The sequence below is a fragment of the Ruthenibacterium sp. genome, assembly GCF_017421385.1.
In the GTDB taxonomy this organism is placed as follows: Bacteria; Bacillota; Clostridia; order Oscillospirales; family Ruminococcaceae; genus Ruthenibacterium; species Ruthenibacterium lactatiformans.
Genome location: NZ_JAFOIN010000078.1, coordinates 1 through 22,726 on the forward strand (window position 1 = coordinate 1; position 22,726 = coordinate 22,726).

Genomic DNA, 22,726 nt, shown 5'->3' on the forward strand with positions numbered 1-22,726 from the left:
CCGCGAAGCGGCCCCAACAAAACCGCACCTGCTGCGGTTTTGCATGGTTCAATGTTCTCAAAGCCCTGTGCGTCAGCACAGGGGCGTGTGCCATGCACACGCGCGGCCGCGCAAGCGGCGGGTTTGAGGTTATTATACCATATTTTTAAGCTCACACTTCGCGCACTGCTCGCGTTCACTAAGAAACATGGTATCTATGCCGCCAGGCTCATGTTTCGCCTGCGGCTCGCATTCACCAACCGGACATATTATACCATGACGCCGTGAAACGGCTACAACAAAACCGCACCTGCTGCGGTTTTGCATGGTTCAATGCCCCCAAAGCTCTGTGCGTCAGCACAGGAGCGTGTGCAGCGCACACGCGCAGCCGTGTAAACGGCAGCTTTGGGGGTTATTATACCATAAAATATCCCACCGAGAGAAGTTTGTGCTATACTGGAGAAAAAGAGCGGTTCGCGCCGCGCCAATACAGGGAGGACACGGGAATGGAATATGAGATCGACGAGGTCCGGAAAATATCCATCGGCGGAGTGGGACAGAAAATTCATATCCGGGGCGAGAAAAGAACGAATCCGGTGCTGCTGTTTTTACACGGGGGCCCCGGCATCAGCAACCGGGACAGTGTCGTCAACCGGGAAAAAGACCTGTGCGACGTGTTTACCATTGTTGCGTGGGATCAGCGGGGCACGGGCGGATCTTACTGGGGTGTAAAAAAGGAAACGCTGAATCTGGAGCAGCTCATCTCCGACGCTGCGGAGCTGGTGGAGTATCTGTGCGCCGCTCTGGAAAAAGAAAAGCTGTTCGTCTGGGGCGGAAGCTGGGGCACGGAACTGGGAACGTATCTCTGCTTCCGGTATCCTGAACACATCGCGGGCTATGTAGGCAGCGGCCAGCTGGTAAACGGCGTACTGAATGAAGAGCTGAGCTATGATTTCGCCATGGATGAAGCCAAAAAAGCCGGGGACACAAAGGCCGTCTCCACGCTGGAGCGTATCGGACGCCCGGTGGATGGATGCTACCGCGAGGTGTTTAAAGGCATGATGGCCCAGCGGCGCATCATGAAAAAATACGGCGGACACTCCATGAACAAGGGGACCTACTGGACGGATACCGCCCTGCCGCTGCTGAGGAGCCGTGAGTTTTCGTTCACAGACAAGCTCGGCCTTGCATTGGGGTATAAAAGGTGCCTGACATATATGTGGCCCACGACGTCCAAATGTGACTTCCCGCGGGAGTGCACGCGCTTTGCCATGCCCTATTATATCTTTCAGGGAGCTCATGACAACAACACGCCCAGCGCGTTGGTGCAGGCCTATTATGACGCAATTGAAGCGCCGGATAAGGATCTGATCTGGTTCGAGCACTCGGCTCACGGCCCTCTGCGGGAGGAGCCGGAAACGTACAAAAGATTGCTGCAAGAAAAGCTGCTGCAATGGATATGAGCTGCAGTGTGCACGCGGACAGGCGGGGCCGAAACAGGCGGTGATGCGGCCACGGCGGCTGTTTCCGCGCATTTTGCCCCGAATGGGCAGGAACGCCCTGCCGCAGACAGGCAAAAACCGCATTGCAGGCCGTCGAAGCGGCGCAATGCGGTTTTTGGGGCCGCTGCTGCGGCTTGGGGCGGGACGTCAGTCTGCCTGGATGTCGATGACGCTTACCGGGCAGCCGTCACGGGCCTCGGCGGCCGCAGGCAGCTCTTCCTCGGGAATGTCCCCGGCCATGGCGACGGCGACACCGTCCTCCAGCGTGAATACAGCGGGGCAGGTGGAGGCACACAGGCCGCAGCCGATGCACCCTTCGTTGACAATGGCTTTCATAATGCTTCCTCCTTCTGGTAGTTCATAAACGGTGCCCTGCACGGCACAGAGGCCGGAGACCGCTTTCGCGGCGGACCGCCGCCCTGCAGAGCCGCATGTGGAAAGGATAGGCGCTTTCGTGCCGTTTTATGCGTGGAAGCACTGTTTTCCTGCCGCACGGTGGAAGGAAAGCGGAAAACAAAACGCGCGCGGCAGAAAAGCCGAGCGCGCAACGTGCAGGAAAAAGATGGCCTTACAGTGTCAACCCGGCCACGGTCATACAGCCCAGCTCGCCGATGATATACGCTGTAATGCGCGTGCCGGCGGGCATAGCGGCGGTGTCCAGCAGGACGTTGCCGGCCTGGGACACGTTGGTGTAATAGAAGCGTTTGTGCGCCGTGGTGGCATAGGCATGGCCGTCCTGTACGGTGTAACATACCGTGCCCGTGCACAGGCCGTCCTTTTCGCAGAAATCCGTGGCAAGGCTTTTGCGTTCGCCGCGGAGGAACAGCGCGTATTCCCCGGCGATCTCTGTGCGGCGCAGTTCGCCGGTCACACGCTCGGGCGGGGCGACGGCGCGCGCGCCGTCCTTGCCGTGAATGAAATACGCCACGCCGCCCCAGGCGTGGGCGAACTGGTCCAGCCGGTAGCGCCGCTGGGCTGCGGCGTCGCCCGGCGCGTAAGGGTCATTGACAAGCACGTACTCTGTGCCGTCCTCGCCGGTTTCAAAGCCGCGCACCACCATCAGATGGCCGTCGGTACAGCCCGTCGTGCCCTCCAGCAGAGGCAGGCCGCGTTCTTCAGCATGCTCCGGCGTATCCGCGTAATGCACGCTCACCCCACACGCAAACCCGTTTTTTATCTCTTTCTTCAGTCCGGCGATATCCGCAAAGGCGACATAGCACTCATATCCGTAGCAGCCCGCAATGGCGGTGGTAAAACTCCAGTTGCCGTTGCCCGCGTATGTATAATCGTAGTTGGCGTGGGCCACCTCTTCGGGCAGCAGGTCCTCGCCCCAACGGTTCATCAGCATGGTGACCGTGGTGGGGCTGCAGATGACAGAGCCGATGCGCGGGTCCCGGATGAGCTGAGAATAAGCGGGAACAGGGACGCACCGGTGCTGAAGCGCTTCGCCCGTTTCCCGCTGCCAGCCCGTGGGACGTACGGAGGCGGCAAGCAGATATACGGAGGGGGAACGGCGCACGTCGTCTGTATAAAGGCTGGCCCGGAGCTGGAACAGAGAAGCACCGCCGGGCGCACGTACATTGACCATGTCGGTATCCAGATAAGCTGCGGCGTCTTCCGGGTGCTGCACAGGCAGGCTGGCGCGGCGCAGGAACGGACTCCATTTGCCGTAGGGCATCCAGGGCGTCCACGCCCCGGCCGCAAATACGCGCACGGCGAGCTCCACCGCGGTGCCGGCGGGCGTGGCCGCATTCCACGAAGCGACCAGCGCATTGAACGCGGGGGCCGAAATTTCCGGTGTGGTGTAGCAGCCAGCCTGTACGTAACGCCCGGCATACTGCTCCAGGCGCAGCGCTCCGTCTGCGTAGGCGGTATTTTCAAACGCGCCGGACGCAAAGGCTTTTTCGTCTTTCAAAACGAACGTATGGTTCGTCATATACAAGCTCCCTCACACAAAACCGCCGGGGACACGTTATATGAAGCGGTTCCGGCGGCGTTTTCACAATTTTATCACAAAGTATCTATAATACCAAATATTATCGCACAAGCGGTCAAAAGTCAAGTTACAAAACGCTTTCCTTTTCGCCGTGTTTCGTGTATAATGATATAAAATATCAATAAGAACCGGATACCGCAACATGCGGCACCCGGTTGAAGGAGTGACAAAAATGAATGCACTGACGCTTGCCGCGCTGGGTACGGGCTTTACCTTTTTGATGACGGCTGCCGGGGCGGCGGTCGTGTTTCTGTTCAAGAATGAGATCAAGCCCTCGTTCCAGCGTGTGCTTCTGGGGTTTGCCGCCGGCGTGATGATCGCGGCCAGTGTGTGGAGCCTGCTGATCCCCTCCATTGAGATGGCCGGGGAACAGGGCGTACCGGGATGGCTGCCTGCGGCCGGAGGCTTCGCACTGGGCGCATTGTTCCTGATGGTGCTGGATGCCTTAATGCCCCATCTGCACCCCGGCTCCAGCGAGGCGGAGGGCGTACATACCAGCTTCAAACGCACCACGCTGCTGGTGCTGGCTGTAACACTGCACAACATTCCCGAGGGCATGGCCGTGGGCCTGGCCTGTGCGCTGGCGGCAGGCGGCGGCTCATCCAGTGTGACGCTGGCGGGCGCGATGGCGCTGTGTTTGGGCATGGGGCTGCAAAATTTCCCTGAGGGTGCGGCCATTTCGCTGCCGCTGCGGCGCGAGGGGCTTTCCCGTCCAAAGAGCTTTGTCTATGGTGCGCTCTCGGGTATCGTGGAGCCCATCGGCGGCATCCTGGCCGTGCTTATCGCGGGCAGCGTTACGCCGCTGATGCCCTGGTTTCTCAGCTTTGCTGCGGGCGCGATGATCTATGTGGTGGTAGAGGAGCTGATTCCCGAGGCGCATTTGGGCGAGCATTCCCACCCGGGTACACTGGGTGTGCTGGCGGGCTTTCTGGTGATGATGGTGCTGGATGTGGCACTGGGGTGACCGATGGAACGGAGGTATATATTCCGCCGGGCACGGCCCGAGGACGCGGGGGACATTGTCCGGCTTTACAATTCCAATCCCTGTTTTTTGGAGCGTCATTTGGGATGCCGGGCAGTGGACGGCACGTTCGTTCTCCAAGAATGGCGGCAGATGAAAAAGGAAGGGTTTTCCACTACGGTCATCGCGGATGCGCAGACCGGAGCGGCCGTTGGATTCATAGATTGCCGGGATTCGGAGCCTGTTTATCTTTCGCTGTTCCTGTTGGATGCGGCGCTTCAGGGGAAAGGCTTGGGAACGGAACTGTACCGGGAGTTTGAGGAAATGCAGCGCCGCAGGGGGCGCAAAGGCATCCGAATCGACGTGGTGGACGATTATGAAGGGAACCTTGTTCCGTTTTGGAAACGGCGGGGCTTTGAAGAAGGAGAAGAAATCACGCTGGAATGGGGCGGCAAGGCTTCCCGTGCCCGTGTGATGTACCGTGATTTGATATGAGTGGACCGCGCAGAGCACCGCGCGATCTTCCGGCAAAACGAACGCCCCGCCCGAAAGTCTTCGGCGGGGCGTTTGTTTTATTTCTGAGACACTTATTTTGCGTAATCTACTGCCCGGGATTCACGGATGACGTTTACCTTGATTTGGCCGGGGTAGTCCAGCGTTTCCTCGATTTTCTGGGAAATGCTGTGAGCCAGAAGGATCAGAGCGTCGTCGTTGATGGCGTCCGGCTTTACCATGATGCGTACCTCGCGGCCCGCCTGAATAGCGAAGCTGCGCTCTACGCCCTCGAACCCGCTGGCGATCTCCTCCAGGCTTTCCAGGCGCTTGATATAGCTTTCCAGATTCTCACGGCGCGCACCGGGCCGTGCGGCAGAGATGGCGTCGGCCGCCATGACGATGAACGCCAGCGGCGTTTTGGCCTCCACGTCGCCGTGGTGGGCCTCTATGGCATGGATGATGGCCGGGTTTTCCTTATACTTTTTGGCGATGTCTACGCCGATGCTGATATGGCTGCCCTCGATCTCGTGGTCCAGCGCCTTGCCGATGTCATGCAGCAGGCCGGCACGGCGGGCCTGCGTGACGTTCACGCCGAGCTCTGCGGCCAGGATACCGGAGAGATAGGCCACCTCCAGCGAGTGGTTCAGCACGTTCTGGCCGTAGCTGGTGCGGTAGCGCAGGCGGCCCAGCAGCTTTACCATATCCGGGTGGATGCCGTGGACGCCTACGTCCATAACAGCCTTTTCGCCCTCGCGCTTCATGGCGAGCTCCAGCTCGCGGCGGCATTTTTCAACGGTCTCCTCAATGCGGGCCGGGTGGATACGGCCGTCGCTGATGAGTTTTTCCAGCGTCATGCGGGCAACCTCGCGGCGCACCGGGTCAAAGCTGGAAAGCGTGATGGCCTCGGGCGTATCGTCAATGATAAGGTCAACCCCCGTGGCTGTCTCCAGCGCGCGGATGTTGCGGCCCTCCCGGCCGATGATGCGGCCTTTCATTTCGTCACTGGGCAGCGGCACCACGGATACCGTGGCTTCGCTGGAATGGTCGGCGGCACAGCGCGCCACGGCCTGGCTGATGAGCTCGCGGGCCATTGTGTCGCACTCGTCCTTGGTCTGCGTCTCGAACGCGGCGATGTGCATTGCCTTTTCGTGGGTGAGCTGCTCGTCCAGACGGTTGAGCAGCAGCTGCTTTGCGTCCTCCGCCGTCAGGCCGGCGATGGTTTCCATCTTGTCCAGTTCGCGGGCCTTGATCTGTTCGATTTCGTCCAAGCGGGCCTCCACAAGCTCGGAGCGCTTGGCAAGGTCAGTTTCTTTCTGCTCCAGAACGGCCGTTTTGCGGTCCATGGCCTCTTCCTTTTGGTCGAGGCGGCGCTCCTGGCGGCTCAGCTCCGAACGGCGTTCCTTGATTTCTTTGTCGGCCTCAGCCTTCAATTGAAAAGCTTCGTCCTTTGCTTCGATCAGCGCTTCCTTGCGCTTTTGCTGTGCGGCTTTCATAGCGTCGTTGATCAGGCGCTTGGCCTCTTCCTCCGCGCTGCCGATCTTTGCCTCGGCAGTTTTGCGGCGGTAAGAAACCCCGGCGAAAAATGCAATGGCGGCAGCCACTACGCCTGCGACAACGGCGATCACAGCGGCGATGACCGGTGATACCATTTTCAGGGTTCAACTCCTATTCGCTTTTATTATGAATGAAAGTAATCTCCGGGGCGGCTGCCGCGTCACATTTTGATTTCAAAAAAGGTTAAAAAGGCAAACGGCAGGTCCGTCCGCCCCTAAAAATTACATTAAATCATCATTCATATTGTAAAGCGCGGTTTCACACTTGTCAAGAAATTGTTACATTTCCATGAATAAATCCTTACGCTTATACGAAAGGTTGTGCAAGTTTTTCGCCCGTGTGAAAGCGGCGGAATGCGCTTTGTGCTTGACTTTTGGACGCGCGCGTTGTAAGATAACGGTGTACACCATCCCGCCAAAGCGATGAAGCGGATAATGCATGCGCCGGCGCGCAAAAGAGAGGGCCGCCGCGGCCCGCCGTTCCCCAAACGGCATGCCGCGCGCTGCAAGCGGCTTTGCACCGCCGCCGTATGTTACCACCGCGGAGCGCGGGGGAGAACGGGCGCATTGCCCTGCAACTCCCGCCGGGCACGGCCCGTTACAGCCGGCAAAGAGTGACACGCGCCGGGCGCGCCCGCCGTGTGTAATTCGGGTGGAACCATGGGCATTCTGCGCTCATCCCGTATCAGTTTTACGGGATGGGCTTTTTTGTTTTCCGGTATATGCCGGAAGAAGGAGGATTTTGAAATGATCAACGTGACATTGAAGGGCGGCGCCGTGAAGGAATTTGAGCCGGGCGTTTCGCCAGCGGACGTTGCAAAGAGCATCGGCATGGGCCTGTACAAAAGCGCCTGCGCCGCCAGGGTGGACGGCGAGGCCGTGGACCTGCGCACTCCTTTGAAAAAGGACTGCGAGCTGGAGATCCTGACGTTCGATTCCCCGGAAGGCAAGCACGCCTTCTGGCACACGGGCGCGCACATTATGGCGCAGGCCATCCAGCACCTGTTCCCGGATGCCCAGTTCGGCATCGGCCCGGCGCTGGACGACGGCTGGTATTACGACATCGGCGGCACGGAGCCCTTTACGCCGGACCAGTTCGAGGCCATCGAGGCTGAGATGAAGAAGATCGTCAAGGCGGACCTTCCTGTGGAAAAACGGTTCATCACCGTGGAGGAGGGCCGCGAGATCTTCAAGGGGCAGACCTACAAGCTGGAGCTGCTGGAGGAATACGCCGAAAAGGGCTGGCAGCTTTCGGTTTACCGGCAGGGGGATTTTACGGATCTGTGCGCCGGCCCGCACCTGATGAGCACGGGCGCGGTGAAGGCTGTAAAGCTGTTGAGCACGGCCAGCGCCTACTGGCGCGGCGACGCTGCGCGGGACAGCCTGTGCCGTGTGTACGGTACGGCATACCCCAAGGCCGCCGAACTGGAGGCCTATCTGAACATGCTGGAAGAGGCCAAAAAGCGCGACCACCGCAAGCTGGGCAAGGAGCTGGGGCTGTTTGCACTGCTGGAGGAAGGCCCGGGCTTCCCGTTCTTCCTGCCCAAGGGCATGCTGCTGAAAAACACCCTCATCGACTACTGGCGCGAAATCCATAAGCGCGCGGGCTATCAGGAGATCAGCACGCCCATCATCCTCAGCAGGGCGCTGTGGGAGCGCAGCGGCCACTGGGACCATTACAAGGATAATATGTACACCACGCTTATCGACGGCGAGGACTTTTCCATTAAGCCCATGAACTGCCCGGGCGGCATGCTGGTATACAAAACGCAGCCCCACAGCTACCGGGACCTGCCCCTGCGTATGGGTGAGCTGGGCCTTGTGCACCGGCACGAGCTGTCCGGTGCGCTGCATGGCCTGATGCGTGTGCGCTGCTTTACACAGGACGACGCGCATATCTTCATGACGCCGGAGCAGGTGAAGGACGAGATAAAGGGTGTGGTAAAGCTCATCGACGAGGTGTATTCCCTGTTCGGCTTTGAGTACCACATCGAGCTTTCTACCATGCCTGAGGATCACATCGGTGAGCTGGAGGACTGGGAGACGGCCACGGATGCCCTGCGCGAGGCCATCGAGGAGCTGGGCCGCACTTACGAGATCAACGAGGGTGACGGCGCGTTCTACGGCCCGAAGCTGGATTTCCACCTGGTGGACGCCATCGGCCGCACCTGGCAGTGCGGCACCATCCAGCTGGATATGCAGATGCCCGAGCGGTTTGAGCTGGAATATACCGGCGCAGACGGACAGAAGCACCGCCCGGTGATGATCCACCGCGTGGTGTTCGGCAGCATCGAGCGCTTCATCGGCATTCTCATCGAGCACTTTGCAGGCGCATTCCCCGTGTGGCTGGCGCCTGTGCAGGCGAAGGTCATCCCCATCAGCGAGGCGCACCATGCCTATGCCAAACAGGTGGAGCAGGAGCTGCGGGACGCAGGGCTGCGTGTGGAGGGCGACTACCGCGCCGAGAAGATGGGATACAAGATCCGCGAAGCCCAGTTGGAGAAGATCCCCTACATGCTCGTTGTGGGCGCGCAGGAGATGGAAAACGGTACGGTGAGCGTGCGTGCGCGCAAGGAGGAAAAGGGCGGCACAAAAACCGTGGAGGAATTCAAGGCGCAGGTGTTGGCAGAGGTTGCCAGCCGGGAGCGCTGAACGCAAAAGGCAGACGGCAAAGGCCGCGCGTCCCCATTGGGGACGCGCGGCCTTTTCTGTCGTGTTTTTGCGGCGGCCCGCCGCAGAACGGTCAAAATTCCAGCTGCATAAGGCGGGCGATGGCCAGGATATAGATCTTCAGTGCCTTGAACAGCAGCGCCTCGCTCACGCCCTCGTCCGGGCCGTGCATGGGCCCGACCCATTCGGGCGCGGGTTCGCCGGTCTCTTCCATACCGAAGCTGACGGCGCATTTGAAGTGGCGCGCATAGGTGCCGCCGCCCATAGTGAAAGGCTGGGCGTTTTTGCCCGTTACATCGTTGTACGTCCGGATGAGCGTCTGGATGACCGGGGTATTGGGGTCGATATAGAACGGAACACGGGCGCTGTCCGGCAGGAAGCTGCCGCCCGCGTCCTGCGCCAGCTTCGACAGCGCGGCGCACAGCGTCTCGGCATTGGTGCTGGTGGGGAAACGGATGTCGATGCTTTGGCGCAGCGCGCCGTTTTCCAGCTTGATGACGCCGCCCACACAGGTGAGCGGGTCGAACACGTCGTCCTGCGCGGCGATGCCCACGCTGCTGCCGTCTGTGGAGGCGTGCAGCCGGCGCAGCATTTCCAGCGCGCGGGCTTCCTCCTCGCTGCACAGGCGGTTGTCCAGCAGGTAGTCCACCACAAGAGCAATGGCGTTCACCGTACCGGCGGGCATGGCCGCATGGCCGCCCTTGCCGAAAGCGGAAATACGAGCTACGCCGTCCGCCTCGGCTGTAACTTTCACATTTTCGGTGTCCTTCAGCGCGGAGGCGTCCGCGCGTACCAGCGCATAAGCACGGTCCGGCACCACATTGTGGGCCACGCCGCCCTGAAAGTCGATGAGGCTGCCGTGCAGCGGTGCGCTCACCAGCCAGCCGCCGTAGCCGCCCTTTTCTCCGTAGCACACCGGGAACTCGGCGTCCGGCGTGAAGCAGAATGCGGGCTGGGGATAGTGTTCCAGGTAGTAATCCACGTCTTTCATGCCGGTCTCCTCGTTGGCGCCCAGCAGGATGCGCAGCGTATAGGGCAGCGTGGCGCCCTGCTGCTTGAAGAATTTGGCAGCATACAGCGTCAGTACAGCGGGGCCTTTGTCGTCGGCCACGCCGCGTCCCACGACATAGCCGTCGCGGCGCACCATATCAAACGGGGAGCCTGTCCAGCCGTTGCCCTCGGGCACCACGTCCAGATGCGTAATGGTGGCGATCTGCGTGGGGCTTGCGCCGGGCAGGTCGGCGTAGCCGATGTACCCTTCGCAGTTGTGTGCGTCCAGACCCATGCCGGCGGCGATGTCCAGCGCAGCCTCCAGGGCTTTCTTGGGGCCGGGGCCGAAAGGTGCGCCCGGCTGGGGTTGGCCTTCCACGCTGTTGATGTCCACCAGCGTCTTCAGGTCCCGCAGGACATTTTCCCTGTTTTCCGCCACAAAAGCATCGATCTGTTCCAGAAGAAGTTTTTCGTCCATAAACAATCTCCTTGCATAGTTGATACCTTTTATTATAGTATATTAAAAGGACAACACAAGACATAAAAAGGCGTAAAAAGGAGAAACCATGAAAAAAAACATATTGTTCGCACTTGCGGTCATTTTGCTGGCGGGCGTGATTGCCGTGACAAGAGTTATGACGCGTACAGAGGGGGCGACGGCTCGCGTGGAGATCACGGACGCGGAGACGATCACCCTGCCGCTGGACAAGGACGGCACCTATGAAATCAGCGAAGGCAAGCTCCCCGTGACGCTGGAGGTGTCTGAGGGCCGCATCCGCTTTATCAACAGCCGGTGCCCGGACCATATCTGCGAGGGCTACGGCTGGCTTTCAAAAGAGCACGACCAGGCCGTCTGTATGCCCGCGGGCGTTGTGGTATCGGTGGAAAAAGGCGCCTGACGGCCATCCTGCGCGCCGCAGGGGAAATGTACAGTTTTTGTAAAGTGGGAAAAACGCATTGCGCACGGGCCGGCTACACAGTATAATTGTATTGTTACTGTAAAAAAACTGTCAAAATTTCGTGAAGACCACGGGCGTGTATGGAAGGCCCGTTGGGAGAGACCGGAGGCCATGTATGACCATTTTCAACGTTATCAGCCTGGCGGGCGGCCTGGCGCTGTTTTTGTACGGAATGTCCATCATGGGCACGGGGCTGGAGAAATACGCCGGAGGCAGGATGGAGAGCATCCTGCAGAAGCTCACTTCGTCCACCTGGCGCGCCGTGGCTCTCGGGGCCGTCATCACCGCGCTCATCCAGTCCAGCTCGGGTACCACGGTCATTGTGGTGGGCCTTGTCAACTCGGGCATCATGCAGCTTTCCCAGGCCATCGGCATCATCATGGGCGCCAACATCGGCACCACGGTGACGGGCCAGATCATCCGGCTTTCCGATATTTCGGGCGGCGGCATGCTGATGGAATTCCTTAAGCCCGCCACGTTCGCGCCCATTCTGGCGTTTGTGGGCGCGGTGCTGTTCGTGTTCATCAAGTCGCCGCGCAAGCGCGACATCGGCCAGATTTTCATGGGCTTCGGCTTGCTGTTCATCGGCATGGGCATGATGACGGATTCTGTGAGCACACTGCGGGAATCCGAACTGTTCGTCCGCCTGTTCACCACGCTGCAGAATCCCATTCTGGGCGTTCTGGCGGGTACGCTCGTCACGGTGGCGGTGCAGAGCTCCTCGGCGTCCGTGGGCATTTTGCAGGCGCTTTCCAGCACCGGCCTGGTCACCTGGGGCAGCGCCATCCCCATTATTTTGGGGCAGAACATCGGCACCACGTCCACATCTCTCATCGCGTCCATCGGCACATCCAAGGCGGCCAAGCGCAGCGCGATGGTACACGTTTATTTCAACATTATCGGTACGGTCATATTTATGGCGGCCATCTACGGCGTGAAAGCCGCGGTTGGGTTCTCGTGGTGGAACGACACGATGAATATGGGCGATATTGCAAACTTCCACACATTGTTCAACGTGGTGGTAACGCTGCTGTTCCTGCCGTTCACGAAGCTGCTGGCCAAACTGGCGGAAATGACCATCCCGGACAAGCCCGGAGAAAAGCAGGACATCGAGATCCCCGTGCTGGACGAGCGTCTGTTCAATTCTCCCGCGGTTGCCATCCAGCAGGCCAAAAGCGCCGTGGAGACCATGGCCCGCAACGCCCGCGCCAATTACGGCGAGGCCGTGCCCGTGCTGTACAGCCATAACACCGAGGTGCTCAATCTCATTCAGCAGCGCGAAAGCGTCATCGATAAGCTGGAGGTCAATATCAGCAACTATCTGGTAAAGGTGACTGATCGTGAACTGAACGAGAGCGAAAGCCATGCGGTAAACGAGCTGATCAATTTCATTGTGGAATACGAACGCATCGGCGACTACGCCATCAATGTGGTGGAGCGCAGCGGCGAGATGTTCGACAAGGAGATCACCTTCTCCGAAAGCGCCCGGCGGGAACTTTCGCTGGTGGACAACGCCATCAAAGAGATCATGGATATCACGCTGGCGGCCTTCCAGGCGGACGATACGGTGCTGGCCGAGCAGGTGGAGCCGCTGGAGGAGACCATCGACTTGATGATCGACACGCTTCGGGAACGGCATATCCTGCGCCTGAAAAACGGTGTGTGCGCCATCGAGAGCGGCATCATTTTCCTGGAGATCCTGACGAACCTGGAGCGCATCTCCGACCATTGCTCCAACATTGCCGCGCGCATCGTGGGCAAGGAATCCGAGGACGACCACTTCGACGCCCACGAGTTCCGCCGCAACATGCACGACGGGTATGTGCCAAATTTCAACGAGATGCTGGCGCAGTATAAGCTGAAGTATTATACACCGCTGCTGGAAAGCCAGGAGACGGCCTGAGCCGCTCATATGAAAACAAAAAGACCGCCCCGCGCCGGACGCTGGAATGCATCCGTGCGGGGCGGTTTTCTGCGGAAAAGAGACGGCGCACCGCGAACACGGCGCTGTACGCTGCGAGACGTTTCCTAAAACGCGTCCTCATCGTCGGAATAGATTTCGATATACTCGGGGGTGCCGGCTTTGTCGAACCAAGACAGCGCCGCCAGCGCCGCTGCGACGGCGGCGGCCACGGCGAATACCTTCAGGATAAATTTGAACATAGCAATACGCCTCCTGCAATTAGTATGCCGGCATTTGCCGGCAGATGCGGAATAAGGGGATGCGGCGGTGAAAAAAGGGAACACTGCGAAAGGACACGCGCCGGTCAATAAGGCACCACGACGAAGGTGCCGAACCCGGCTGCGGTGGGAACGCCCGCACCTGCGGGCACAGGAAACGCCGCGCCGAACGCCGGTTCGGAAACGTCATACAAAAAGGCGTTCCCGGGCAGGATGCCGCCCACCCTGGGCACACGGCCGAACGCCGTGCGGAACGCCTGAGCGGGGAGCACACCTTCGGCGCTCCAGTAAAAGCCCTGCTCGTCACTGCCGGCCAGATGCCGCATGGGCGGCATTTCCAGCCGGCGCAGCGGCACGTCCGCCGGTTCCCCGGTACGGTACAGCCACAGCGCATCGCCCTGCTGCTTTGTACAGGACGCGAACAGATAAGTGCCGGCAGCGTCGTCCAGCGTGACGGCAAAGCCGAAGCGGGCTGTGTCGGGCGGCGTTTCATCAAATACCGTGACGCTGAAAGGGATTTCGCCATCCCGCACATAGCAGCGCAGATACGCATATACCTGCCCGCGGGCAGGCTCGCCGTTGAAATGTGTGATTTTCAATGCGGGCAGCGTTTCCATGGGCAGCGCGTCCCGGCTGTTTGTGATAAGAAAGGACAACGTGTTTCCTCCCCGCGGGCGGCAGGCCCGCGTTGCTGAATGTATGTTTTGAACGATATACCGCCATGCGGCCGTACGCGGCAAACCGCATAAGACGCGGCTGTTTTGTTATTACAGTATACCGCTGTTAGTATAGCACAATCGTGCATAAAAACGCAACCGTTCCGCGCCGGGGCGCGCGGCGGCACAGGGAAAAAGCTGCCGCCGCGCAGGCCGCGCCGGATATTGTGAAAAAATTATCCGTTGTTGACTACGCCCGGCCCAGTGTTTACAATAGAAGATGGATTATTTTGCGTACTGGCGTTGTATCTGCGCCCCGGGTGGATACGGCGGCAACCGTAAAAAATACAAAAGGAGAAACGAGGGATCATATTTTCATGTCATCCAAATTCAAACGCAGCGCCCTCGGCGCGCGCGTGCCGCATGAAAAGAAAACATCCGGTATGGCCACTGTCGCCATGCCCCTGCCCGAAAAGATCGTGCTGCCCATGCAGCAGCATATCGGCGCGCCGTGCACCCCCACGGTGAAAAAGGGCGATGCGGTGCTGGTGGGTACCGTTGTGGGCGCGGCGGGCGGTTTCGTCGGCGCAGCCATCCACAGCGGCGTGTCCGGCACCGTGGAGGCCGTGGAGACCGTGCATATGCCCAACGGCCGTTCGGTACCGGCTGTCGTCATCAGGGCCGACGGCGAGCAGACGCCGGACCCGGCCTGTGTTCCGCCCGAGGTGACGGACCACGCTTCGCTCATTGCGGCGGTGCAGGCGTGCGGCCTGGTGGGCCTGGGCGGCGCGGGTTTCCCCACGGCGGTCAAGCTCTCGCCCAAGGATCTTTCGGCCATCGACACCCTCGTCATCAACGGCGCGGAATGCGAGCCGTACATTACCTCGGACAACCGGGAATTTCTGGAATGCTCCGAGAGCGTGATGCGCGGTATTGCGGCCGTCAAGCAGCATCTGGGCATCAAAAAGGTTGTCATCGGCATTGAGCGCAACAAGCCTGAGGCCATCGACCTTATGTTCAGCCTTGTGAAGAACGACCCGGATTATTCCGTTATGCCCCTGCAGAGCCGTTATCCCCAAGGGGCGGAAAAGGTGCTCATTGAAAAGACCACGGGGCGCGAAGTACCCCGGGGCGGTCTGCCCGCGGACGCAGGCGTTATCGTGCTGAACGTCACCACGGTGTCCACACTGGGCAAATACCTGGCCACGGGCATGCCTCTCACGACCAAGCGCCTGACCGTGGACGGCGACGCCATCGGCGAAGCGAAGAACGTAGAGGTCGTCATCGGCACGCCCATCGGCGACGTGCTGGACTTCTGCGGCGTAAAGGACGATGTTTCCAAGATCCTGATGGGCGGCCCGATGATGGGGACTGCCGTAGCGGACCCGGCTTTCCCCGTGCTGAAGCAGAACAATGCGCTGGTGGCTTTCGGCCCGGCGGCGGCCGCTCTGCCCGCTCCCGGCCCTTGTATCCGCTGCGGCAACTGCATCAATGCCTGCCCCATGGGCCTTTCGCCTGTGGAGATCGCGGGCGCGTACACCAAGAACGACGGCGAGATGCTGGACAAGCTGATGGTGGACCTGTGCATCGGTTGCGGAACATGCAGCTATGTGTGCCCGGCCAAGCGGCCCGTCACCCAGACGATGAATCTGGCCAAGGCCGTGTGGCAGAAAAATAAGAACGGAGGGAAGAAATAACGATGGAAAGCAAAAAACTGATCGTTACCGCATCCCCCCATATCACCAACCATACCAGCACGCGGGGGCTTATGCTCAACGTGTGCATCGCGCTTCTGCCCGCACTGGTGGCCAGCACGCTTATTTTCGGCGCGCGGGCACTGCTGGTCACGGGCGTTACTGTGGCGGCCTGTGTGGGCTTCGAAGCGCTGTACTGCGTCGTGATGAAAAAGCCGGTTCCGGTGGGGGACTTCTCCGCCGTTGTCACAGGCATGATCCTGGCTTTCAACCTGCCCGCGACCATTCCGCTGTGGATCGCCATCATCGGCGCTTTCGTCGCCATCGTGGTGGCAAAGCAGCTGTTCGGCGGTCTGGGCTTCAATTTTGCAAATCCCGCCCTGTTGGGACGCATCGTGCTGTTCATCGGCTTTGCGGGCCGCATGACGGCTTATGCCTTTCCCCAGACGGACATTGATGCGCTGGCCAGCGCCACGCCTCTCGTGGCGGGCAACAGCATGGCAGGCAAGGACATGCTGTTGCAGCTGCTGCTGGGCGCCCACGGCGGCGTATTGGGCGAGACCTGCGCCGTGGCGCTTATTCTGGGCGGCATTTACCTGATCGCCACCAAAACGATCAGCGCGGCCATTCCGCTGTCCTACATCGGTACCGTGGCAGTGCTCAGCTTGGTGCTGGGGCAGGATGTGGTGCTGCAGCTCTTTTCCGGCGGGCTTTTGCTGGGCGCGTTCTTCATGGCGACGGATTACGTCACCAGCCCGTTCACCTTCACGGGCCGTATCGTTTACGGCGTATGCCTGGGCGTCATCACCTGCATCATCCGGTTCTACGGCAACATGGCCGAAGGTGTCAGCTTTGCGTTGCTGCTGATGAACCTGCTGGTGCCTTATATCAATGACCTCACGCGCCAGAAACCGCTGGGAGGTGCCAAAGCCAAATGAAAAACACCTGGAATGATTTTGTAAAACCCATCGTGGTGCTGGGCGTCATCTGCCTGGTCACAAGCCTTCTGCTGGCTGTGACAAACAATGTGACGGCCCCCATCATCGCGGAAAACGCCGTCAAAACGGCAAACGCCACGCGGCAGGCTCTGCTGCCGTCGGCAGACACCTTTACGGAAGTGGCGCCGGAAACCCCTACCGAGGGCGTGACGGCCATTTATAAGGCGGACAACGACAGCGGCTACGTCATTACCGCGCAGGCAAAGGGCTACGGCGGCGAGGTGCCCGTCATGGTGGCGTTCAACGCCGAAGGCACGATCGAAGCCGTTCAATTCCTGGACAACGACGAAACGCCGGGCCTTGGCCAGAAAGTCAAGAGCGAAGCGTTCCAGAGCCAGTTTTCCGGTATGCCCGCCGAAGAATTCGGCCTCTCCGACATCGATGCCATCACGGGCGCGACGATTTCCTCCGGCGCGGCTGCCTCGGCCATCAACGCGGCTATCGCGGCGTATAATCAGGAAGCCGGCGTGGCAGGAGAGGACCTTTCGGCCCTTTCGCCCGAAGAGCTGCGCGCGGCGCTGCTGCCCGACGCAGGCGCCATCACGCCTGTGGACGTCTCCGCCGACGGTGTGACGGAGGCTTACAAAGGCGAAGCTTACGGCGTTGTGATCTATGCGCAGGCGGAGGGCTTTTACAAAAAGCCGGTGACCGCGGCGGTTGGATTCGACGACGACGGCGTGATCACGGGCGTATACATCGATGCCTCCAATGAAACGGCGGATGTGGGCGGACAGGTGGGCCGTCCGCGGTTTGCCGGACAATTCGTGGGCAAGACGAGCCTGGACGGCGTAGACGCCGTGGCGGGCGCGACGATCTCCTCGAACGCGGCGATGGATGCGGTGCAGAAGGCCATTGACGCGTTCAGCACAGTGAAAGGGGCGTGAGCGGAATGAAGGAAAAACTGAAGGTATTCTCCAACGGCCTTTTGAAGGAGAACCCGTCGCTGCGCCTGGTGCTGGGCACCTGCCCCACGCTGGCCGTCACCACGCTGGCCGTCAACGGTCTGGGCATGGGCCTTGCGGCCACGTTTGTGCTGGTGTGCTCCAACATCGCCATTTCGGCGCTGCGCAAGATCATCCCCGATAAGGTTCGTCTGCCGGCCTACATCACGGTCATCGCCACGTTTGTGACGGTACTGCAGATGCTGGTGAAGGCGTTTGTGCCTGCGCTGGATTCGGCGCTGGGCATCTTCCTGCCGCTCATCGTGGTGAACTGCATCATCCTGGGCCGTGCCGAGATGTTCGCTTCCAAGAACAGCATCGGCCTTTCGGCACTGGACGGCCTGGGCATGGGTCTGGGCTTTACGGGAACTCTGGTGGTGATGGGCTCCGTCCGCGAGGTGCTGGGCGCCGGTACGCTGTTCGGCGTACAGGTCATGCCCGCGGCAGTGGACCCCATGACTGTGTTCATTACCCCTCCCGGCGGCTTCTTCGTGTTCGGCTGCCTGATGGCGCTGGTGATCTGGATCGAGATCAAGACAAACAACCGCAAGGTGCGCAGCATCGGCTGCGAGGGCTGCCCCTCGGCCGGCGTATGCGGCGGCAAATGCGCGGATAAAGCGGAAGGAGGCGAGGCGTAATGGCTGTTAAGCTGGCAATGATCTTCTTCAGCATGATCCTCGTGAACAACTATGTGCTGGTGCAGTTCCTGGGCATCTGCCCGTTCCTGGGTGTTTCCAAAAAGCTGGATTCCGCCGTGGGCATGTCTGCCGCCGTCATCTTTGTCATGGCGCTGGCCACCAGTGTTACCTGGCCCATCTACACCTATTTGCTGGAGCCAAACGGCATGGCTTATCTGCAGACCATTGTGTTTATCCTCATCATCGCGGTGCTGGTGCAGCTGGTTGAGATCATCCTCAAAAAGTTCATGCCCCCGCTGTACAAGGCGCTGGGTGTGTATCTGCCGCTCATCACCACCAACTGCGCGGTGCTGGGCGTGACAATTTCCGTGCTGGACGAGGGCTACAACTTTGCCGAGAGCCTGGTGTGCGCTGTGGGCGCGGGCGTGGGCTTCATGGTGGCCATGGTGCTGTTCTCCGGCGTACGCAAACGGCTGGAGGATGCCCAGCCTCCCAAGTGCTTTGAGGGCCTGCCCATCACGCTTGTGGCGGCAAGCGTCACCAGCCTGTCCTTCATGGGCTTCGGCGGCGTCATCGAAAATATCTTCGCGGGCCATTAAGGAAGGAGAGAGAGCATGAGTATCGTAACAGCGGTGGCGGTTGTCACCGTCATCGGCCTTCTGGGCGCCGCGATCCTGGTTGTGGCGGCACATTTTATGCACGTAGAGGAAGACCCCCGCGTGGGCGAGGTGCTGGGCGTGCTGCCCGGCGCTAACTGCGGCGCCTGCGGCTACGCCGGCTGTGCCGACTATGCAAAAGCCATTGTCGAGGGCGCGCCGGTGAACAAATGTGTGCCCGGCGGTGCAAAATGTGCGGCCGCGGCTGCAGCCATCATGGGCGTGGAAGCGGGCGAAGTTGTGAAGCGCAAGGCTATCGTAGCCTGCCAGGGCAGCTACGACCACACGCAGGATAAGTATGAGTACGAAGGCATTGAAAGCTGTGCCGCCTGCGCCGCGCTGTATTCCGGCCGCGCCGCCTGTGAATACGGCTGTTTGGGCTACGGGGACTGTGTCAAGGCCTGCAAGTTCGACGCCATCACGGTGTCAAACGGGCTTGCCCGTGTGAATCCGGAAAAATGCACAGGCTGCGGCGCCTGCGAGCAGGCGTGCCCCAAAAAGGTGATCTGGATTCGGCCGGAGAGCGAAAAGCCCGTTGTCATGTGCGCCAATCACGACCGTGGCGCCCTGACGCGCAAGGCCTGCACGGCAGGCTGCATCGGCTGCATGAAGTGCGAAAAGAGCTGCCCGGAGGGCGCCATCAAGGTGACCAATAACGTGGCCCGTGTAGACTATGAAAAGTGTACGGGCTGCCGTACCTGTATGAATGTGTGCCCGGTGCATGCCATCACCATCCCAAAGATCGTTTGACCGGTAGGTTCCCGGCTTTGCTGACCCGCCCTGCTGCTTTTGCAGCGGGGCGGGTTTCTGCATACATGGCGTGATGCAAAATACCGTGCCCGTTTCCCCAAAAGGATGCGTTTTGCAAAAATTTGTTTTATAATACAATTATAAGATATTTATTTTAGTATATAAACCATGGGAAAATGCTCTCACGGCAGTGTATAATACGGGCAGGGCGGTGCGGCACAGTTTCAGTGCGGCCGGCTTGGGACGGAAGGCGGGAGCCATGTGCCGCAGGGCGTTGAGGAAAGGAGAACGAATGTGGAGCTTTCAGTACAGAGCGCCCAGCGTATCGTGGACGAGATCAGCGGCATCGTGGGGCAGCACATCAACATGATGGACGAACGGGGAAATATCATTGCCAGCACGGACGGCACACGGGTGGGCCACTTCCACGCAGGGGCAAAACGCATTGTAGAGGAGGGCTTGCCGGAGCTGTACGTCCGTCCGGAGGATGCCACGCCTACCGTGCGGGCGGGGCTGAACCTGCCCATCACACACGGGGGCCGTACCGTGGGCGTCATCGGCATCACAGGCGCGTACGAGCAGGTCATCGGATACGGCCAGGTCGTGAAAAAGATGACGGAGATCCTTATCCGCGAGGGCAATGAACAGGATGAAAAGCGGCTGGACCAGCGTGTGCGCAGCCGTTTTCTGGAGGACTGGGTGTTGGGCGGCGGCTTGCTGCAGCCGCAGGTGCTGGCGGAACGCGGGCTGGCATTGGGTGTGGACATTACAGTGCCGCGCCGGGTAATGGTGGTGAGTGTGCGGGACCTTGCCCGCTACACCGACACCGCCGCCGGACAAAAACGCATCGACCAGCTGGAGACGGCGGTCTCCGGACTTGTGGAGGGCGAGGCGGGCGGTATCATTCTGCGGAATGCAGCGCGGCAGGTTCTGCTGCTGCGTGCGCGGCCGGACGCTCAGATGCAGGCCATGGCACAGCGTTTGTGCGTCATGGCGCGGGAACGCTTTGGTCTGCGGCTGGCAGTGGGGATCGACGGCGGCGCGCCGGATGTGCACCGGGCTTATGCCCAGGCAAATAAGGCGTGGCGTTCGGCTCGCATGGCGCCGGAAGGCGTGCTGCCTTACGACAGTGTGACGCTGGAGCTGTTCACAGGCGATGTGCCGCGCCAGACCAAGGAAGAATATCTGCGTAAGGTATTTCGGGGCTGCACTTACGAGGAGCTGCGCCGATGGATTGGACTTCTGGAGGCATACTTTGCGGCGGAGGGTTCCATCCAGGCAGCGGCGGATGCATTGTATATCCACAAAAACACTCTGCAGTACCGTTTGAAGCGGCTGGAGGAGCTGACGGGCTGCGATGTGCGCCGGCCCAGCCAAGCGCCGGTATTCTATATGGCAGTGCTTTTTTTCAAGGAAGTGGAAGGCAGCCTGCTTTTGATGGGAAGCTGAAACTGGACAATTAAACCAAATCTGTGGCGCGGCCTTGCGCGGTATTGGCATGAGGAACAGAGATCTCGCTTGAAATACGGCTTGAAAGACGGGCGTAAAACATCATAAAACAGCGTGCAGCCCGGTACACTGTATCAACAGGCGGCACCCGGCAGCAGCGGGTGCGCAAAGCCGATTCAAAAGGAGGTTTCATCATGTCAGGTTTTCCGCTTATCCTTGCGTTCGTGGCGGCCATTGTCCTTATGATCCTGGCCATCTCGAAATGGAAGATCCACCCATTCCTTTCCATCATGGGCATCTCGCTGGTGCTGGGGCTTGTGGCGGGCGTGCCGCTGGTGAACAGGACAGCCGCGAACGGCGCTGTTACGCCGGGGCTTGCCAACGTCATCGGCGCGGGTTTTTCCGGCACGTTCACCAGCATCGGCATTGTCATCATCCTGGGTGCGCTCATCGGCACGATCCTGGAGGCCACAGGCGCGGCATTGAAGCTGGCGGATATGGTCATCCGTGTGGTGGGGAAAAAACGGCCGGAGCTGGCTGTGCTGCTCATGGGCTGGGTGGTTTCCATCCCCGTGTTCTGTGATTCAGGGTTTGTTATCCTCAACCCCATCCGCAAGGCGCTGGTAAAGCGCACAATGACGTCCAGCGTGGCCATGACAGTGGCGCTTTCGGCCGGGCTGTATATCTCTCACGTATTCATTCCGCCTACGCCAGGGCCCATTGCCGCGGCCAGCACGCTGGGCATCGGCGACAACCTGCTGCTCGTTATGGGCATGGGTGCGCTGTGCTCCATCATTCCCCTGTTTGTGGGCTACTTCTTCGCAAAGTACATCGGCAAAAAGGTAAAAGCGGGCGATGAGGCATGCGACGGCGAAACGGCCAGGACATACGAGGAACTGGTGGCGGAGTTCGGCAAGCTGCCCGGCGGGGCGGCGGCGCTGGCGCCCATTGTCGTGCCCATCCTGCTGATGGCGCTGGGCTCCATCGCGGCCATGGCGGGCTGGACGGGCTTTGCCTATGATCTGTGTGCATTTTTGGGCGCACCCATCATCGCGCTGGCGGTGGGCACGCTGTTCGGTGTAGCACTGCTTGCGGGTGCGAAACGGCTGAACAAATTCTACGAGCTCACCAACGAGACGCTTAAGACCGTCGGCCCCATCCTGTTCGTCACGGCAGCGGGCGGAGTGCTGGGAAAAGTGATCGCGGTGTCCGGCATGGTGGAGACCATTACGGCCAACGCGTCTATTCTGGAGGCCGTGGGCATCTTCTTCCCGTTCCTGCTGTCCGCCATCCTAAAGACGGCGCAGGGGTCCTCCACGGTAGCGCTTACCACCACGGCGGGCATCATGGCTCCGCTGATGGATGCGATGGGACTGGGCACGCCCGTGCGCGCCGCGCTGACGGTGATGGCCATTGCCGCGGGCGCGATGACGGTATCCCACGCCAACGATTCCTATTTCTGGGTGGTGACGAACTTCGGCGAAATGAAGCCGGAGCAGGGCTATAAAACGCAGACGCTGTGCACGCTGCTGCTGGGGCTTTCGTCGATGGCCGGCGTGTTCGTGCTCTCTCTTATTTTCCGGTAACGGCGTTTCCAGCGTCAAAAAAGCGCCGTGCCGAATGTCTTACCCGACCGTGCAGGAGCCGGGGCCCTGCCC

General features: G+C 60.2%; 20 protein-coding genes. 14 read left to right on the top strand and 6 right to left on the bottom strand.

Annotated elements, in window-relative coordinates:
* Positions 1-485: 485 nt before the first annotated feature.
* A complete protein-coding gene (locus tag IIY41_RS08485; RefSeq protein ID WP_287400370.1) occupies positions 486-1,442 on the top strand; it encodes an alpha/beta fold hydrolase in 957 nt (318 codons plus the stop codon).
* 186 nt (positions 1,443-1,628) lie between these two features.
* Here IIY41_RS08485 and IIY41_RS08490 read toward each other — a convergent pair whose 3' ends face one another.
* Both IIY41_RS08490 and IIY41_RS08495 read right to left on the bottom strand, forming a co-directional pair.
* Positions 1,629-1,817, bottom strand: a complete 189-nt coding sequence (locus tag IIY41_RS08490) for a ferredoxin (RefSeq protein WP_009321757.1) — start codon at positions 1,815-1,817, stop codon at positions 1,629-1,631.
* A gap of 232 nt (positions 1,818-2,049) precedes the next feature.
* Positions 2,050-3,417 (bottom strand): C39 family peptidase, encoded by a 1,368-nt coding sequence (locus IIY41_RS08495; protein ID WP_050004655.1) that lies wholly within the window; start codon positions 3,415-3,417, stop codon positions 2,050-2,052.
* A 232-nt stretch (positions 3,418-3,649) separates the two neighbouring features.
* On the opposite strand from IIY41_RS08495, the gene IIY41_RS08500 reads away from it, so the two are divergent.
* Both IIY41_RS08500 and IIY41_RS08505 read left to right on the top strand, forming a co-directional pair.
* Positions 3,650-4,441, top strand: a complete 792-nt coding sequence (locus IIY41_RS08500) for a ZIP family metal transporter (RefSeq protein WP_287400372.1) — start codon at positions 3,650-3,652, stop codon at positions 4,439-4,441.
* 3 nt (positions 4,442-4,444) lie between these two features.
* Positions 4,445-4,933: a GNAT family N-acetyltransferase gene (locus IIY41_RS08505; protein ID WP_050004654.1), complete on the top strand. Its 489-nt coding sequence runs from the start codon at positions 4,445-4,447 to the stop codon at positions 4,931-4,933.
* A gap of 92 nt (positions 4,934-5,025) precedes the next feature.
* On the opposite strand, the gene rny is transcribed toward IIY41_RS08505, so the two are convergent.
* The gene (gene rny, locus IIY41_RS08510) at positions 5,026-6,582 is read right to left on the bottom strand and encodes a ribonuclease Y (protein ID WP_009321765.1); all 1,557 of its coding nucleotides are present in this window, start codon (positions 6,580-6,582) and stop codon (positions 5,026-5,028) included.
* Between the two features lie 651 nt (positions 6,583-7,233).
* On the opposite strand from rny, the gene thrS reads away from it, so the two are divergent.
* Positions 7,234-9,138: a threonine--tRNA ligase gene (gene thrS, locus IIY41_RS08515; protein ID WP_287400374.1), complete on the top strand. Its 1,905-nt coding sequence runs from the start codon at positions 7,234-7,236 to the stop codon at positions 9,136-9,138.
* A 91-nt stretch (positions 9,139-9,229) separates the two neighbouring features.
* Here thrS and IIY41_RS08520 read toward each other — a convergent pair whose 3' ends face one another.
* The gene (locus IIY41_RS08520; protein ID WP_119980011.1) at positions 9,230-10,624 is read right to left on the bottom strand and encodes a Sapep family Mn(2+)-dependent dipeptidase; all 1,395 of its coding nucleotides are present in this window, start codon (positions 10,622-10,624) and stop codon (positions 9,230-9,232) included.
* Positions 10,625-10,712: 88 nt separating this feature from the next.
* On the opposite strand from IIY41_RS08520, the gene IIY41_RS08525 reads away from it, so the two are divergent.
* Together IIY41_RS08525 and IIY41_RS08530 are read left to right on the top strand one after the other, a co-directional pair.
* On the top strand, positions 10,713-11,045 hold the full coding sequence (locus IIY41_RS08525; protein ID WP_009321771.1) for a NusG domain II-containing protein: 333 nt from the start codon (positions 10,713-10,715) through the stop codon (positions 11,043-11,045).
* Positions 11,046-11,220: 175 nt separating this feature from the next.
* A complete protein-coding gene (locus IIY41_RS08530; RefSeq protein WP_009321772.1) occupies positions 11,221-13,008 on the top strand; it encodes a Na/Pi cotransporter family protein in 1,788 nt (595 codons plus the stop codon).
* Positions 13,009-13,133: 125 nt separating this feature from the next.
* On the opposite strand, the gene IIY41_RS08535 is transcribed toward IIY41_RS08530, so the two are convergent.
* Positions 13,134-13,268: a hypothetical protein gene (locus IIY41_RS08535; RefSeq protein WP_009321773.1), complete on the bottom strand. Its 135-nt coding sequence runs from the start codon at positions 13,266-13,268 to the stop codon at positions 13,134-13,136.
* A 104-nt stretch (positions 13,269-13,372) separates the two neighbouring features.
* Positions 13,373-13,942, bottom strand: a complete 570-nt coding sequence (locus tag IIY41_RS08540) for a hypothetical protein (RefSeq protein WP_009321774.1) — start codon at positions 13,940-13,942, stop codon at positions 13,373-13,375.
* Positions 13,943-14,319: 377 nt separating this feature from the next.
* On the opposite strand from IIY41_RS08540, the gene rsxC reads away from it, so the two are divergent.
* The 8 genes from rsxC to IIY41_RS08580 all read left to right on the top strand — a co-directional run bounded on the left by rsxC (position 14,320) and on the right by IIY41_RS08580 (position 22,654).
* A complete protein-coding gene (gene rsxC, locus IIY41_RS08545) occupies positions 14,320-15,639 on the top strand; it encodes an electron transport complex subunit RsxC (protein ID WP_009321775.1) in 1,320 nt (439 codons plus the stop codon).
* Positions 15,640-15,641: 2 nt separating this feature from the next.
* The gene (locus IIY41_RS08550; RefSeq protein WP_009321776.1) at positions 15,642-16,574 is read left to right on the top strand and encodes an RnfABCDGE type electron transport complex subunit D; all 933 of its coding nucleotides are present in this window, start codon (positions 15,642-15,644) and stop codon (positions 16,572-16,574) included.
* Complete coding sequence (locus IIY41_RS08555) at positions 16,571-17,518, top strand: FMN-binding protein (RefSeq protein ID WP_009321777.1); 948 nt, start codon at positions 16,571-16,573, stop codon at positions 17,516-17,518. The genes IIY41_RS08550 and IIY41_RS08555 overlap by 4 nt, the downstream gene beginning before the upstream one ends.
* A gap of 5 nt (positions 17,519-17,523) precedes the next feature.
* The gene (rsxE, locus tag IIY41_RS08560) at positions 17,524-18,213 is read left to right on the top strand and encodes an electron transport complex subunit RsxE (RefSeq protein ID WP_256291737.1); all 690 of its coding nucleotides are present in this window, start codon (positions 17,524-17,526) and stop codon (positions 18,211-18,213) included.
* On the top strand, positions 18,213-18,812 hold the full coding sequence (locus tag IIY41_RS08565) for an electron transport complex protein RnfA (protein ID WP_009321779.1): 600 nt from the start codon (positions 18,213-18,215) through the stop codon (positions 18,810-18,812). Before rsxE ends, IIY41_RS08565 begins: the two co-directional genes overlap by 1 nt.
* Positions 18,813-18,827: 15 nt before the next feature.
* On the top strand, positions 18,828-19,619 hold the full coding sequence (locus tag IIY41_RS08570; RefSeq protein WP_009321780.1) for an RnfABCDGE type electron transport complex subunit B: 792 nt from the start codon (positions 18,828-18,830) through the stop codon (positions 19,617-19,619).
* 294 nt (positions 19,620-19,913) lie between these two features.
* Positions 19,914-21,068: a CdaR family transcriptional regulator gene (locus IIY41_RS08575; RefSeq protein ID WP_287400379.1), complete on the top strand. Its 1,155-nt coding sequence runs from the start codon at positions 19,914-19,916 to the stop codon at positions 21,066-21,068.
* A 194-nt stretch (positions 21,069-21,262) separates the two neighbouring features.
* Positions 21,263-22,654: a GntP family permease gene (locus IIY41_RS08580; protein ID WP_172726374.1), complete on the top strand. Its 1,392-nt coding sequence runs from the start codon at positions 21,263-21,265 to the stop codon at positions 22,652-22,654.
* Positions 22,655-22,726 lie beyond the last annotated feature (72 nt).